The sequence below is a fragment of the Microbacterium sp. genome (assembly GCF_043427715.1).
In the GTDB taxonomy this organism is placed as follows: domain Bacteria; phylum Actinomycetota; class Actinomycetes; order Actinomycetales; family Microbacteriaceae; genus Microbacterium.
On sequence record NZ_JBHWTD010000103.1, the window covers coordinates 65,789 to 79,777 of the forward strand.

At 68.8% G+C, this 13,989-nt stretch carries 14 protein-coding genes; 10 read left to right on the top strand and 4 right to left on the bottom strand.

The features are described from left to right. Nucleotides 1-6: 6 nt before the first annotated feature. Nucleotides 7-1,011, top strand: coding sequence for a tryptophan--tRNA ligase (gene trpS, locus ACHFGS_RS10620; protein ID WP_394279917.1), 1,005 nt, complete (start codon nt 7-9; stop codon nt 1,009-1,011). Beyond that, nucleotides 1,004-1,459, top strand: a complete 456-nt coding sequence (locus ACHFGS_RS10625; RefSeq protein ID WP_394279916.1) for a hypothetical protein — start codon at nt 1,004-1,006, stop codon at nt 1,457-1,459. The genes trpS and ACHFGS_RS10625 overlap by 8 nt, the downstream gene beginning before the upstream one ends. A 209-nt stretch (nt 1,460-1,668) precedes the next feature. On the opposite strand, the gene ACHFGS_RS10630 is transcribed toward ACHFGS_RS10625, so the two are convergent. After that, nucleotides 1,669-1,875: a hypothetical protein gene (locus ACHFGS_RS10630; RefSeq protein WP_394279915.1), complete on the bottom strand. Its 207-nt coding sequence runs from the start codon at nt 1,873-1,875 to the stop codon at nt 1,669-1,671. A gap of 137 nt (nt 1,876-2,012) precedes the next feature. Between ACHFGS_RS10630 and ACHFGS_RS10635 the strand changes: the two genes are divergently transcribed. Then, nucleotides 2,013-2,888 (top strand): Fpg/Nei family DNA glycosylase, encoded by an 876-nt coding sequence (locus ACHFGS_RS10635; protein ID WP_394279914.1) that lies wholly within the window; start codon nt 2,013-2,015, stop codon nt 2,886-2,888. 67 nt (nt 2,889-2,955) lie between these two features. Here the strand turns inward: ACHFGS_RS10635 and glpK are convergent, their stop codons facing one another. The 3 genes from glpK to ACHFGS_RS10650 all read right to left on the bottom strand — a co-directional run bounded on the left by glpK (nt 2,956) and on the right by ACHFGS_RS10650 (nt 7,099). Next, nucleotides 2,956-4,473: a glycerol kinase GlpK gene (gene glpK, locus ACHFGS_RS10640; protein WP_394279913.1), complete on the bottom strand. Its 1,518-nt coding sequence runs from the start codon at nt 4,471-4,473 to the stop codon at nt 2,956-2,958. A 48-nt stretch (nt 4,474-4,521) separates the two neighbouring features. Further along, complete coding sequence (locus tag ACHFGS_RS10645; protein ID WP_394279912.1) at nt 4,522-5,274, bottom strand: MIP/aquaporin family protein; 753 nt, start codon at nt 5,272-5,274, stop codon at nt 4,522-4,524. A 103-nt stretch (nt 5,275-5,377) separates the two neighbouring features. Then, nucleotides 5,378-7,099, bottom strand: coding sequence for an FAD-dependent oxidoreductase (locus ACHFGS_RS10650; protein ID WP_394279911.1), 1,722 nt, complete (start codon nt 7,097-7,099; stop codon nt 5,378-5,380). 158 nt (nt 7,100-7,257) lie between these two features. Here ACHFGS_RS10650 and ACHFGS_RS10655 point away from each other — a divergent pair, with 158 nt between their 5' ends. The 7 genes from ACHFGS_RS10655 (at nt 7,258) to ACHFGS_RS10685 (ending at nt 13,989) form a co-directional block, all read left to right on the top strand. Continuing rightward, the gene (locus tag ACHFGS_RS10655; RefSeq protein WP_394279910.1) at nt 7,258-8,238 is read left to right on the top strand and encodes a sugar-binding transcriptional regulator; all 981 of its coding nucleotides are present in this window, start codon (nt 7,258-7,260) and stop codon (nt 8,236-8,238) included. A gap of 250 nt (nt 8,239-8,488) precedes the next feature. Then, nucleotides 8,489-9,511, top strand: coding sequence for a bifunctional diaminohydroxyphosphoribosylaminopyrimidine deaminase/5-amino-6-(5-phosphoribosylamino)uracil reductase RibD (ribD, locus tag ACHFGS_RS10660; protein ID WP_394289454.1), 1,023 nt, complete (start codon nt 8,489-8,491; stop codon nt 9,509-9,511). Next, nucleotides 9,511-10,155 carry a riboflavin synthase gene (locus ACHFGS_RS10665; RefSeq protein ID WP_394289455.1) on the top strand — a complete coding sequence of 215 codons (645 nt, stop codon included), beginning with the start codon at nt 9,511-9,513 and terminating at the stop codon, nt 10,153-10,155. Before ribD ends, ACHFGS_RS10665 begins: the two co-directional genes overlap by 1 nt. After that, on the top strand, nt 10,152-11,441 hold the full coding sequence (gene ribA, locus ACHFGS_RS10670) for a GTP cyclohydrolase II (protein WP_394279091.1): 1,290 nt from the start codon (nt 10,152-10,154) through the stop codon (nt 11,439-11,441). Before ACHFGS_RS10665 ends, ribA begins: the two co-directional genes overlap by 4 nt. Then, complete coding sequence (ribH, locus tag ACHFGS_RS10675) at nt 11,438-11,911, top strand: 6,7-dimethyl-8-ribityllumazine synthase (protein ID WP_394279092.1); 474 nt, start codon at nt 11,438-11,440, stop codon at nt 11,909-11,911. Before ribA ends, ribH begins: the two co-directional genes overlap by 4 nt. A gap of 74 nt (nt 11,912-11,985) precedes the next feature. Then, a complete protein-coding gene (locus tag ACHFGS_RS10680) occupies nt 11,986-12,333 on the top strand; it encodes a Fe-S protein (RefSeq protein ID WP_394279093.1) in 348 nt (115 codons plus the stop codon). 201 nt (nt 12,334-12,534) lie between these two features. Then, nucleotides 12,535-13,989, top strand: coding sequence for an MFS transporter (locus ACHFGS_RS10685; protein WP_394279094.1), 1,455 nt, complete (start codon nt 12,535-12,537; stop codon nt 13,987-13,989).

A 13,989-nucleotide genomic window follows, 5' to 3' on the forward strand; every position in this document is an offset into this window, starting at 1 on the left:
TGACGGGTGAGCAAACCCCGCCTGTACTCCGGAATGCAGCCCTCCGCCGACTCCCTCCAGATCGGCAACTACATCGGCGCGCTGATGCAGTGGCGGGACCTGCAGGAGGCGTACGAGGCGTTCTTCTCGGTCGTCGACCTGCACGCGCTCACCCAGCCGAACGACCCTGCCGAGCTTCGTGAGAAGACCCGTCGCACGGCGGCCCAGTACATCGCCGCGGGCATCGAACCGGCCAAGTCGACGCTGTACGTGCAGTCGCACGTCCGCGCGCACGCCGAGCTCGCGTGGGTGCTGTCGACGATCACCGGTTTCGGTGAGGCCGGACGGATGACGCAGTTCAAGGACAAGTCGTCGCGCTACGGGTCCGACGGCACCAATGTGGGCCTGTTCACCTACCCGATCCTGATGGCTGCTGACATCCTGCTCTACCAGGCCGACATCGTCCCCGTCGGCGACGACCAGAAGCAGCACGTCGAGCTGACCCGCGACCTCGCGGAACGCTTCAACGGCCGCTACGGCGAGGCCTTCCGGGTGCCGATGCCCGTCATTCAGCAGGACACCGCGCGCATCTACGACCTGCAAAATCCCACCGCGAAGATGTCGAAGTCGGCGGAGACGGATGCCGGTGTGCTGTGGCTGCTGGACGACCCCTCCGCGTCTGCGAAGAAGATCATGCGGGCCGTGACGGACTCCGAGGGTGTCGTGCGGTACGACCGCGAGAACAAGCCCGGCGTCTCGAACCTGCTGGTCATCTACGCAGCCCTCACCGGCCGCCAGATCCCGGCGATCGAGGACGAGTACGCCGGTCGCGGCTACGGCGACTTCAAGAAGGGTCTCGCCGAGGTCGTCGTGAACGAGTTCGGGCCGGTCCGCGCGCGTGCGCTGGAGCTCCTGGATGACCCCGCCGAGCTCGACCGCGTCCTCGCCGCCAACGCGGAGCGCGCCGAGGAGGTCGCGGACCGTACCCTCGCCGACGTGTACGACAAGCTGGGTCTGCTGCGTCGTGGCTGACCCCGACGCCCCGCAGCTCGACCCGTCGCCGGAACTCGTCGCGGCGATCGATGCGGCCGCGGCCGCGTCCATCGCCGCACCGGAGGATAACACCGCACAGCAGAAGCTGTGGCGTGCGGTGTTCTCCCTCGACAAGTGGATCTTCATCGCCCGCGGCACGGACACGGAGCCGACGCCGTTCGCCGGGATGACGGAGTCCGGGCCGTCGATCTTCGCCTTCTCCACCGCGGAGCGCGCCATCCGCGCGGCGGCGGGCTTCGGCATCCCGGCAGAGGAAGCCGATCGGCTGCTCGCCGTTCCGCTGCCCGGGGCGTCCGGCTGGGTGGCCTCCCACGCCGAGGTGGGCGTCGAGGCCATGGTGTTCGACGCCGGCGCGATCGGCGCGTTCACTCCCCTGCAGAACCTCGCCGCGATGGCGGTCTGGTTCGAGGAGCACCCCGAGGCCTGAGCCGGCCCACCCTGGTACGACCGCGCGGGGTGACGCTGAGGCCGTGCGCCCGTGCCGACGGCCGAGCTCGGCGGGCTGTCGCACTCGACGACGAGCCACCCGTCGACGAGAAGGTCGACGTGGCCGACCCCTGCGAAGCGGACCTGGAGGTCCCTCTACCAGGCGCCGACCAACCAGCTCGTCGCCTGAGTTTCGCCCCGGACTCGAGCTCAGCGCGCGTCCGCAGCCACCCGCCGCGACGACCTCGTCGACCCGATCGGCATCATCGGCACGGCCAGACCGGCAAACGCGATCAGAGGCCAGAAGCTGCTCGACGCGACGGCCCACACAATCCCTACGATCGCAAGACCGATCGCGATCGACCACATCACGACCTTCAACCAGGCCGGGACCGCGGACTGCTTCCCGCTGCTCATGCCCGAAGCCTATCCGCCGACCTCACGTGCCCTACGAGACGCACACGACGTTCCCAGCAGTCACCCTCGTCGCGCTTGAGAGAGAACATAGGGGCACCCCCCCTGGCGCGGGCGGCGACGAGTGGCAGGATGGCGGCATGCCGGAGATGCCAGAGGTCCAGGGGCTCGTCGACTTCCTGCGCGGCCGCGCGACCGGCCTGACGGTGACGAAGGTGTCGGTCGCGAACATCGCCGCCCTGAAGACGTACGACCCGCCGATCGACGCCTTCGTCGGCGGCTCGGTCACCGCGGTCACGCGCCACGGCAAGTTCATCGATCTGACCACGGATGCCGCGTCCACCGGCCCCGTGCACCTCATCTTCCACCTGGCCAAAGCCGGCTGGCTGCGCTGGTACGAACAGCTCCCGACGACGGTGATCCGGCCGGGAAAGACGCCGATCGCCCTGCGGGTGGCGTTCGATGACGGGTCGGGGTTCGATCTGACCGAGGCGGGCACGAAGAAGTCGCTCGCCTACTACGCGGCTCGCTCCCCCGCGGACGTGCCCGGCATCGCGCGATTGGGACCGGATCCGCTGGATGCCACGTTCACCCGTGCCGCCTTGGCAGCACTGCTCGCCGGACGACGCACGCAGATCAAGGGCGTGCTGCGCGACCAGTCCATCGTGGCGGGCATCGGCAACGCCTACTCCGACGAAATCCTCCACGCGGCGAAGATGTCGCCGTACGCCCTCGCCGCCACGCTGAGCGACGAGAACATCGATCGGCTCTACGCCGCGACCCGTGACACGCTGACGGAGGCCGTGACCGCGGCATCCGGAAAGCCGCCCGCAGACCTCAAGGACGCGAAGCGACGCGGCATGGCTGTCCATGGCAGACGCGGGCAGGCGTGCCCCGTGTGCGGCGACGAAGTGCGCTCGGTCTTCTTCGCCGACAACAGCCTCGAGTACTGCGCAACGTGTCAGACGGGTGGCAAGGTGCTCGCTGATCGCCGGTTGTCGCGACTGCTCAAGTAGCGGCGGACGCTGCGACGCCCCACCGCCGGTCGAAACCGGGCGGCGGGGCGTTCGCTCGCGGGTGGGCTCAGTTGACGTCGTCGTCGACCCAGTCGAACGACTTGGTGACGGCCTTCTTCCACAGCCGCAGCTGACGCTCGCGCTCAGCGACGTCGTCGCTGGGCTCCCAGCGAGCGTCCTCCTGCCAGTTGGCGCGCAACTCATCGAGGTCAGACCAGAAGCCGACGGCGAGACCGGCAGCGTACGCGGCGCCGAGTGCCGTCGTCTCCGCGACGACCGGACGGACGACGGGCACACCGAGCATGTCGGCCTGGAACTGCATGAGGGTGTCGTTGGCCGTCATGCCGCCGTCGACCTTGAGCTCTTCGAGGTCGACGCCGGAGTCCGCGTTGACGGCGTCGAGAACCTCACGCGTCTGGAACGCGGTTGCCTCGAGCGCGGCGCGGGCGATGTGCCCGCGGTTCGCGAACCGGGTGAGGCCGACGATCGCGCCGCGCGCCTCGGGGCGCCAGTACGGCGCGAACAGCCCCGAGAACGCGGGAACGACGTAGACGCCGCCGTTGTCTTCGACGGATGCCGCGAGCTTCTCAACCTCGGGCGCCGATGAGATCAAGCCGACCTGGTCGCGCAACCACTGGATGAGCGATCCGGTCACGGCGATCGATCCTTCCAGTGCGTACCGAGCGGGCTGGTCGCCGAGCTTGTAGCCGACGGTCGTCAGCAGTCCGTTGCGGGAGTGAACGATCTCTTCACCGGTCTGGAAGATCAGGAAGTTGCCGGTGCCGTAGGTGTTCTTGCTCTCGCCCTTCTCGAACGCGGCCTGGCCGAATGTCGCGGCCTGCTGATCGCCGAGGATGCCAGAAATAGGGGTCTCGCGCAGCAGCGACGAGTCCTCCGCGGTGCCGTACACCTCGGACGAGGAGCGGATCTCGGGCATCATCGACAGCGGCACGCCGAAGTCCGCGAGGATGTCCTCACGCCACTGCAGTGTCTCGAGGTCCATGAAGAGGGTGCGCGATGCGTTGGTCACGTCGGTGACGTGGACGCCGCCGTCGGTGCCGCCGGTCAGGTTCCACAACACCCAGGTGTCGGTGGTGCCGAAGATGAGGTCGCCGGCTTCCGCGCGCTCGCGGGCGCCGTCGACGTTCTCGAGGATCCAAGCGATCTTCGTGCCCGAGAAGTAGGTCGCCAGCGGCAGCCCGACGATGCCCTTGTACCGCTCGGTGCCGAGGCCCTCGGTGGCGAGCCGGTCGACGATTGCCTGCGTGCGAGTGTCCTGCCAGACGATCGCGTTGTACACGGGCTGGCCGGTGCGCTTGTCCCAGACGACAGCCGTCTCGCGCTGATTGGTGATGCCGATGGCGGCGATGTCGTGGCGGGTGAGATCGGCCTTGGCGAGCGCGATGCCGATCACTTCCTGGACGTTGCGCCAGATCTCGAGGGCGTCGTGCTCGACCCAGCCGGCGCGCGGCAGGATCTGCTCGTGCTCCTTCTGGCCGGTGGCGATGATCGAGCCGCCGTGGTCGAAGATGATCGCGCGGCTGGATGTGGTGCCCTGATCGATTGCGATGATGTAGTCAGCCATGGGACTTCCTTGTCTTTCGTGAGTGGTTGAGAGCGCGGATGCTGGTGGTCAGACCATCGAGAGCAGTGCGGGTGCCGCGACGGCGGCGATGGCGCCACCGATAAGAGGACCGACGACGGGAACCCATGCGTACGACCAGTCGCTCGAGCCCTTGCCCTTGATCGGGAGCACCGCGTGCGCGATACGCGGGCCGAGGTCACGGGCAGGGTTGATGGCGTAACCGGTGGGGCCACCGAGCGAGGCGCCGATACCGACCACGAGCAGTGCGACCGGCAGCGCGGTGAGCGGGCCGAGGCCGCCGGGGGTGCCGACCTGGATGTCGCCGTAGTCGGCGAACGCGAAGATCGTGAAGACGAGGACGAACGTCCCGATGACCTCGGTGACGAGGTTCCAGCCGTAGGAGCGGATTGCCGGGCCGGTGGCGAACACGCCGAGCTTGGTGGCGGCATCCGATTCGCCGTCGAAGTGCTGCTTGTAGGCGAGCCAGCACAGCACCGCACCGAGGAACGCACCGACCAGTTGGCCTGCGACGGCGACGAAGAAGAGCGTCACCTCGAGGTCACCGGCGAGGAGCAGTCCGAGCGAGACGGCCGGGTTGAGCTGGGCTCCCGAGTACGCGGAGCCGAGCACACCGATGAACACCGCCAGACCCCAACCCCAGTTGATCATCAGCGTGCCGCCGCCGAGGCCTTTCGACTTCGCCAGGAGCACATTGGCGACCACGCCGCAGCCGAGCAGGGTCAGCAGTCCGGTGCCGACCGTCTCTGACACGAAGTAGAGCCAGATGTTGATGTCGTTCATGTGTCGTCGTTGACCTTTCGATTCATGCCCGATGACGACCGTCGTCATCGACCCATCAGTGCCCGGTGCGTGTGTGCGCTTCGACGCCGGACGCGCCGGAGTGTCAGACCAGCTCTGCGTGGTGGTCTTCGTTGACGGCGATGCGGTGGTGCTCGCGCAGGATGCGCACCGCGTCGTCGACCTGCGCCGCCCGCGCGTCGCCGTCCCATCCGAGCACGTCGCCGACCGCGGCAGCGAGCTGGCGCAGACCGCCGATCGTCGCACCGCCGACGAAGGCGACCGAGGTGCGCCGCAGCAGCACATCGGTGAGCGTCACGACATCTTCGGTCCGAGCGAGGTAGGCGATCTCTTCGCCGAAGTAGCCGGGCACCGATGTGAGTTCTTCGGCGTCGTACGGGATCGCTGCGAGCACATCGCTCGCCCGCGTGCCGTACCGTTCGAGCATCCGATCGGCCAGCGCCGCGGCGTGCGCACCGCGATGCTGTTCGATCCATCGGGCACGGGCACCCGGGGTGCGCGGGTAGTCGGCGCCGCCGCCGATGCTCAGCTCCGCCGTCGAGACCGTTCGGGCATGTCCGAGCAACGAGAGTGCATTGGAGGTGACGTCTGCGGCGACGGCGCGGAACGTGGTCCACTTTCCGCCCACAAGGCTCAGCACCGGCGTGCCGGCTGCGTCGCCGCGTTCGATGCGGTAATCACGTGAAACGAAGCCCGGCGCCATGTCATCATGCCGGGGCAGCGGGCGGATGCCGGAGAAGGTGTACCTGATCTGCGAGCGGTCGACAGCGATGTCGGGGAAGACGTGCCCGATCAGATCGAAGAAGTAGTCGATCTCGTCGTCGGTGCACACCATCTGCTCTCGAGGGTCGGCGTCGATGTCGGTGGTGCCGACCATGACGCGCCCCTTCAACGGATAGATCAACACGATGCGGCCGTCGGAGTGCTCGAAGAAGATCTCGTTGCCGCCGGTCGCGGCGCTGAGCTCATCGTTCTCGAGGACGATGTGCGACCCCTTCGTGCCGCCCATGAAGGTGGTCGGCTGACCCAGCGCTTCGTTCGTGAGGTCTGTCCAGGGACCGCTCGTGTTGACGATGACGTCGGCGGTGAAACTGAAGCGCTCACCCGTGACCTCGTCGTGCAGCGTGATCTGGTTCCCGTCCACACCGTCGACGGAGAGGTAGTTCGCGGCACGAGCCTGGTCGCCGCCGGCGCGGACCCCGTCGAACAGCACGTCGAGGGCAAGCCGCTCCGGGTCGTGCATCGACGCGTCGTAGTAGCTCGCGGTGTACTTCACACCCGGGTTCATGCGCGGGAAGGCCTGCCGCGACCGCTTCGCGCGGCGGAAGACGTGCCGCGGCACCGAGCCACCGTCGCGCGAGAAGGTGTCGTAGATCATGAGGCCGACCTTGATGAGCAGCGCGCCGCGCTCGTTCGGCTTTCCGGTGCCGTGCGTGAACAGCAGGCGGAACGGGGCCGTGAGAATGCCGGAGAAGGTCTTGAAGATCGGGATCGTCGTCTCGAGCGGGCGGACGTAGTGCGGTGCCGTGCGCAACAGCCGGTTACGCTCGGTGACCGCTTCCTTCACGAGACGGAACTCGCCGTTCTCGAGGTAGCGAACGCCGCCGTGGACCATGTGGCTGGATGCCGACGAGGCGCCGGACACGTAGTCGCCACGCTCCACGAGGGCGACGTCGACTCCCTGCAGCGCGAGGTCGCGGAACGTGGCGATGCCGTTGATCCCGCCACCGATCACGAGCACCTGGGCATGGGGCCGCTCGCGCAGCGCCTCAACCTGCGGGCGGGTGTGCTGGTGCCGTGTGCTCATAGTGACGAGTGCCCTTCCTTGGAACGTCTGCCCATGCTCACCGCGATCGCACGCATGCGCAACCCGCTTGCACATATGTGCAGGAATCGACGAGAATCGATCCGGAAACCACCTCGACGGCGCGCCGCCGCCTGCCCGGACTGAACGGATGCGTACGCATGGACAGAGCCGCCGAAGCCTTGCGAGCCGCTCAGCTCTACTACGTCCAAGGCGCCGGGATGGCCGCTATCGCCGCAGAGATGCGCGTGTCGCGCTCAACGGTGTCGCGACTCCTCGCCTACGCGCGAGACAGCGGCCTCGTCGAGATCACCGTCCACTCCCCACAGGAGGATCGCGACCACGTCGCCGGCCGTATCGCCCGCACGTACGGCGTGCGCGTGCACATCGTCCCGACGCCGAGCCACGTCAACGCCGCCGAGCGCCTGGACCGCACGGCGCGGAGCGCTGCCCGGCTGGTGGCGCTCCACACCGACACCAACACGGTGATCGGGATCGCGTGGGGCGCGACACTCTCGGCGGTGTCACGGCACCTGCCGAAGAAGCCACTCCACGGCACCCGTGTCGTGCAGTTGAACGGGGCCGCGAACGAATCGACGTCGGGCGTGCCGTACTCATCCAGCATCCTGCAAGCGTTCGCCGAAGCGTTCGGCGCGACTACCGACCTCTTCCCGGTGCCCGCACTGTTCGACGACCCGCAGACCAAGCGCGCGATGTGGCGCGAGCGAGCCGTGCGATCCGTGCTGGACGTGCAAGCACGCGCAAGCGTCATCATTTTCGGGCTCGGCTCGCCCCACGCCGAAGTGCCCTCACACGTCTACTCCGGCGAGTACCTGTCACCGCGCGACCTGGCGGAGCTCAGCACACACGGCGTCGTGGGCGACTGCGCCACAGTGTTCTTCCGCGCCGACGGCTCCACCGACGACATCCCGCTCAACGAGCGTTCGAGCGGTCCCTCGTTCGACACGCTGCGTGCGGCCGCGCACCGCATCTGCGTGATCTCGAGCGGCTCGAAGCTCGCGGCGCTCCGCGGCGCCCTCGCGGCCGATCTCATCACCGATCTCGTCATCGAGGAGTCCGCCGCACGGATGCTGGTGCGCTCAGCAGCCGGCGCTGCGCCCGGTACCGATCCGTGGGAATGAAACCACGATCCGCCGGTTGACTACACTCGAGAGCAAGAAAACGTGCTCCGGGGTCGGTGGGAATCCGAACCGGCGGTGACAGTCCGCGAGCGAGGCCCTCCAGACCTCGTTGATCCGGTGGAAATCCGGGACCGACGGTGATGTGACGAGAGTCGCTAGTCCGGATGGGAGGCAGCACGAGAGGTCGCGGCGACGCCGCGGACCTCCCAGCTCTGCACCCTGCCCCGGACACCCCACTGTGAGGATCCGGATGAGTGTCACCGAGGCAGAACGCGACGCCCTTCGTCGCGCCTTCGCGCTCGCCCTGAACGGCCCGCGCGGCGAGAACCCGCAGGTCGGCGCCGTCATCCTCTCCCCCGGGGGCACCGTTCTCGCCGAAGGCTGGCACCGCGGCGCCGGCACCCCGCACGCCGAAGTGGACGCGCTTTCGCAGATTCCCGCGGATGCCGCACGCGGAGCGACCGCTGTCGTCAGCCTCGAGCCGTGCAACAACACCGGCCGCACCGGTCCGTGTGCGCAGGCGCTCATCGAGGCGGGCATCTCCCGCGTCGTGTACGCGGTCACCGACCCCGGCGAGGCATCCTCGGGCGGGGCCGAGCGGCTCCGATCGGCCGGGGTGGACGTGGTCGGCGGTGCGCTGGAGGACGAGGGCGCCGCGCTCCTCGACTCCTGGCTGACGGTGCAGCGCCTGGGCAGGCCTCACATCACCGTGAAGTGGGCGCAGTCGCTGGACGGTCGGGCCGCGGCATCCGACGGCACCAGCCAGTGGATCACCGGACCCGACGCCCGTGCGGACGTGCACCGCCGCCGCGCGGAGGCCGACGCGATCATCGTCGGCACCGGGACCCTCCTCGCCGACGACCCCGCCCTCACCGCACGCCGCCCGGACGGGTCGCTCTTCGAGAATCAGCCGCGGCCGGTCGTGATCGGCACGCGCGCGGTGCCGCAGGAGGCGCTCGTGCGCCGCCACCCCCGCCCCTTCCTCCAGGACGAGGGTGAGGATCTGCCCGACCTGCTCGACCGACTCCGACTCCTCGGCGCGCACCGCGTGTTCCTCGAGGGCGGCCCCACCCTCGCCGGCGCGTTCCTGCGTGCCGGCCTGGTCGACGACGTGCTCGTGTACATCGCGCCGACCCTCCTGGGCGGCGACCGACTGGCCGTGGGCGACCTCGGCATCCCGACCATCACCGCGCAGCGCCGGCTCACCGTGCGCGCGATCGAACGCCTCGGCGACGACCTCCTCGTCATCGCCACTCCGAAAGAGAGCAGCTGATGTTCACCGGAATCATCGAAGAGCAGGGGACGGTCACCGCGATCGACCCCTCCGGCGACGGCGTGCGCCTCACGGTGCGCGCGCCGCAGGCGGTATCGGATGCCGCGCGCGGCGACTCCATCGCCATCAGCGGTGTCTGCCTCACCGTCACCGACCAGACCCCTGAAGGGTTCACGGCCGACGTGATGCGCCAGACCCTCGACATGTCGACGCTCGGCGCCTTCGCCCCCGGCGCCCCGGTCAACGTCGAGCGGGCCCTCGCCGCGCACGCACGCCTGGGCGGGCACATCGTGCAGGGCCACATCGACGGAACCGGCGAGATTCTCGAGGTGCGGCCCGGCGCTCAGTGGCGCGTCATGCGCATCTCGCTGCCGGCGCCGCTCGCGCCGCTCGTCGTGGACAAAGGCTCGATCGCCGTCGACGGCGTCTCACTCACCGTCTCGGCGGTCTCCGACGCGGCAGCCGACGCGCACTGGTTCGAGATCTCACTCATCCCCGAGACCCTCGAGGTCACGACCCTCGGCGCCCGCATCGTCGGTGACCGGGTCAATCTCGAGACCGACGTCTTGGCGCGCCACGTGCAGCGCCTGCTCCGCTTCTCCCCGACGATTCTCACCCCCGCAGAAGAAGGAGGCTCCCGTTGAGCCTTTCCCCCATCCCCGACGCGCTCGCGGCCCTCAAGGAGGGTCGACCGATCCTGGTCGCCGACGACGAGAACCGCGAGAACGAGGGTGACATCATCCTGTCGGCGCAGCTCGCCTCGCCGGAGTGGCTGGCGTGGACCATCCGCTGGTCGAGCGGGTTCCTGTGCGCGCCGATGCCCGCCGACTGGGCGGATCGCCTCGACCTCCCACCTATGGTGGAGGTCAACCAGGACAGCAAGGGCACGGCGTACACCGTCAGCGTCGACGCCGCGGACGGCGTGACGACGGGCATCAGCGCCTCCGACCGCGCGCGCACCGTGAATGTGCTCGCCGACCCCGACTCCACCCCCGCGTCGCTCATCCGTCCGGGACACGTCCTGCCGCTTCGGGCCGTCGACGGCGGTGTGCGCGAGCGCGCCGGACACACCGAAGCCGCCGTCGAGCTCATGCAGCTGGCCGGGCTCGCGCCGGTCGCCGTCATCGGCGAGGTCGTCGCCGATGACGGCAGCATGATGCGGATGCCGGGTCTGCTGGAGATGGGCGAGCGTGAAGGCATTCCGGTCATCACCATTGAGCAGCTGATCGGCTACCTCGACGGCGTCGAGGGCAGCGGCGCGAGCAGCTCCGCCGCCCACACGCCCGCCGCCGCCAAGCGCCGAGTGAGCCTGCGCGCCGAGGCGAACGTGCCGACCTCCCACGGATCCTTCCGGTTCCTCGCCTACAAGGACCGCGCCACCGGAACCGACCACATCGCGGTCGTCTCCGGAGACCTCACCGAGGAGGCGCCGCTCGTGCGGGTGCACTCGGAGTGCCTGACCGGGGAGGCATTCGACTCGCTCAAGTGCGAATGCGGCCCGCAGCTGGATGCCGCGCTCGATGCGATCGAGCAGGACGGCGGCATCGTCATCTACATGCGCGGCCACGAGGGACGCGGCATCGGCCTCATCAACAAGCTCCGCGCCTACAGCCTCCAGGAGCGCGGGATGGACACCGTCGACGCGAACCTCGCCCTCGGGCTCCCCGCGGACGCCCGCGACTACGCCGCCACCGCCGGCATCCTCCAGGATCTCGGCGTGCGCCAGATCCGTCTCCTCACCAACAACACCGACAAGGTCGCGCAGCTGAAGAACCTCGGGCTGTCGATCGTCGAGCAGGTGCCGCTGCTCGTTGGCGTCGGCGCGAACAACCACCAGTACCTGGCGACGAAGGCCGAGCGCATGGGCCACATCATCGACGCCGACGACCTGCGCGACGCGCTCGCGCACAGCGAGGAGCACACGGCATGAGCGGTCACGGAGCACCGAAGACGGAGCGAGTCGACGGCACGGGACTGGAGGTCGTGGTCGTCGCCGGACAGTGGCACGACGTCATCACGGATGGTCTCATCGCCGGCGCCGCACGCGTGCTCGATGCCTCCGGCGCGTCATGGCGGCTCGTGCGCGTCGCCGGGTCGTTCGAGCTTCCCGTCGTGGCCAAGGCCGCGTTGGACGCGGGGGCGGATGCGGCCGTGGCCCTGGGCGTCATCATCCGCGGCGGGACCCCGCACTTCGACTTCGTGTCGGCGGCGGCGACCGACGGGCTCACGCGGGTCGCGTTGGACACAGGCAAGCCGGTCGGGTTCGGGGTCCTGACCCTGGACGACGAGCAGCAAGGCATCGACCGTGCCGGTCTCGCAGGGTCGAAGGAGGACAAGGGCGCCGAAGCCGCAGATGCCGCGCTGCGCACCGCCCTGACGCTGCGGGAGCTGCGCGGCTGACCACCGCTCACGTCGACGCGGCAGTTGCCGACGACGCGTCGGCATCCTGGATTACCTTCAGGTATCCTGAGGGCATGGAGATCCTGCGCGGTGTCGTCGTCCTCATCCATCTGATCGGCTTCGCCACTCTCTTCGGCTCGTGGCTCGTCGAGCTCTTCGGCCAGAAGCGAATCACGAAGCTCATGCACTGGGGCCTCGCGATCGCGATGGGCGCCGGCGTGATCCTCTCGGCGCCGTGGGGCATCGACTACGACCTCAACCACGTCAAGATCGCGATCAAGCTCGGCGTGCTCATCGTCATCGGCGCCCTGCTCGGCATCGGTTCGGCGCGTGCGCGCAAGAGCGGGTCGGTCCCCGCGGGCATCTTCTGGCCCGTCGGCATCCTCACCCTCGTCAACGCGGGTCTCGCCGTCATCTGGTGACCCGCTCTCCCCGCGGTCCCCACACGTGGACTGCGGGGACCCGACCTGATCAGGCGGGGTAAACTGGACGATTGTGCGCCGGCGACCCCGCCGGCGCTTCCGGTTGCCAACGCGATCCGCCCCGACACCACCCCGTCCCCGGGCAGACCGCCGCCGAGATGTCCCACGAGGACCCTTCCGCTCTCCCCGAAGGTCTCCTGCATGTCCTCTGCTTCTGCAGCCCCGGCGGCTCCCGCCGCCCCCGCCAATCCCCGCTCCCGCGTCATCACCGCGAGCCTCGTCGGCACGACGATCGAGTTCTACGACTTCTACGTCTACGCGACCGCCGCCGTCCTCGTCTTCCCGATCCTCTTCTTCCCGAGCGACAACGAGACCGCCTCCCTCCTCTCGTCGTTCGCGGTCTTCGGTGCCGCCATGGTCGCGCGCCCCATCGGCGCCGTCATCTTCGGCCACTTCGGCGACAAGTTCGGCCGCAAGGCCACGCTCGTGGCATCCCTGCTCACCATGGGTATCGCGACGATCCTCATCGGCTGCCTGCCGACCTTCAACGACATCGGCGCGTGGGCAGCCCTCCTCCTGCTGATCCTCCGCCTCTTCCAGGGCTTCGCCCTCGGCGGCGAGTGGTCGGGCGCCGCGCTCGTCGCGACCGAGAACGCACCCAAGGGCAAGCGCGCCTGGTACGGCACCTTCCCGCAGCTGGGCGCCCCGATCGGGTTCATCATCGCCAACACGGTCTTCCTGCTGATCTACTTCGCGCTGCCGCACCCCGACGGCGCGGGCCTGCGCTCCGAGGAGTTCCTCGCGTGGGGCTGGCGCGTGCCGTTCCTGTTCTCGGCCGTCATGGTCATCGTCGGCCTCTGGGTGCGCCTCAAGCTCGTCGAGTCGTCGACGTTCTCGCGCGCCGAGAAGAGCGGCTCGCTGTCGAAATTCCCCCTCGGCACTGTCTTCCGTCGCCACTGGTGGCAGATGATCATCGGCACGTTCATCATGCTCGCGACCTACGTCCTCTTCTACCTGATGACGAGCTTCACGCTCTCGTACGGCACGAAGGCGACACGAGAGGGTGCTGAGGCCGCAGCCGCAGCCGGCGGCCCCGCCTACGACGCGGCAACCTACGTGCCCGGTCTCGGCTTCGGCTACACGGACTTCGTCATCATGCAGATCATCGGCGTGGTCTTCTTCGGCATCTTCACGCTTCTGTCGGGTCCCGTCGCCGACGCCATCGGTCGCCGCAAGCTCCTCATGTGGGTGACGGGCGCGATCGTCGTCTTCGGTCTCCTGTTCAATGTGTTCCTGCTGCCGCAGGCCGACCCGAAGTTCTCGGGCGCTCTGGTGCAGGCGTTCCTCATCTTCGGGTTCCTCCTCATGGGGTCGACCTTCGGACCGATGGGCGCCCTGCTGCCCGAGCTGTTCCCGACGAACGTCCGCTACACCGGCTCGGCCGTGTCGTACAACGTCTCGTCGATCCTTGGTGCCGCGCTCGCACCGATCGTCGCCGTCGCCCTCTGGGCGGCCGCCGACGGTTCGCCGTGGCTCGTCGGCGTGTACCTCACCGGCTCGGCTGTCCTCACCTTCATCGCCCTGTGGCTCTCGAAGGAGACCAAGGACGTCGACTACGACACCTTCATCGGCGAGGTTCAGCCCACCAAGCGCTGA

Bases quoted from the DNA above. Each gene is read 5' to 3' on its own strand.
- ribH (WP_394279092.1), top strand. From the start codon at position 11,438: ATGAGCGGTCACGGAGCACCGAAGACGGAGCGAGTCGACGGCACGGGA.
- ACHFGS_RS10685 (WP_394279094.1), top strand. From the start codon at position 12,535: ATGTCCTCTGCTTCTGCAGCCCCGGCGGCTCCCGCCGCCCCCGCCAAT.
- ACHFGS_RS10630 (WP_394279915.1), bottom strand. From the start codon at position 1,875: ATGAGCAGCGGGAAGCAGTCCGCGGTCCCGGCCTGGTTGAAGGTCGTG.
- ACHFGS_RS10650 (WP_394279911.1), bottom strand. From the start codon at position 7,099: ATGAGCACACGGCACCAGCACACCCGCCCGCAGGTTGAGGCGCTGCGC.
- ACHFGS_RS10655 (WP_394279910.1), top strand. From the start codon at position 7,258: ATGGACAGAGCCGCCGAAGCCTTGCGAGCCGCTCAGCTCTACTACGTC.
- glpK (WP_394279913.1), bottom strand. From the start codon at position 4,473: ATGGCTGACTACATCATCGCAATCGATCAGGGCACCACATCCAGCCGC.
- ACHFGS_RS10665 (WP_394289455.1), top strand. From the start codon at position 9,511: ATGTTCACCGGAATCATCGAAGAGCAGGGGACGGTCACCGCGATCGAC.
- ribD (WP_394289454.1), top strand. From the start codon at position 8,489: ATGAGTGTCACCGAGGCAGAACGCGACGCCCTTCGTCGCGCCTTCGCG.
- ACHFGS_RS10635 (WP_394279914.1), top strand. From the start codon at position 2,013: ATGCCGGAGATGCCAGAGGTCCAGGGGCTCGTCGACTTCCTGCGCGGC.
- ACHFGS_RS10680 (WP_394279093.1), top strand. From the start codon at position 11,986: ATGGAGATCCTGCGCGGTGTCGTCGTCCTCATCCATCTGATCGGCTTC.
- ACHFGS_RS10645 (WP_394279912.1), bottom strand. From the start codon at position 5,274: ATGAACGACATCAACATCTGGCTCTACTTCGTGTCAGAGACGGTCGGC.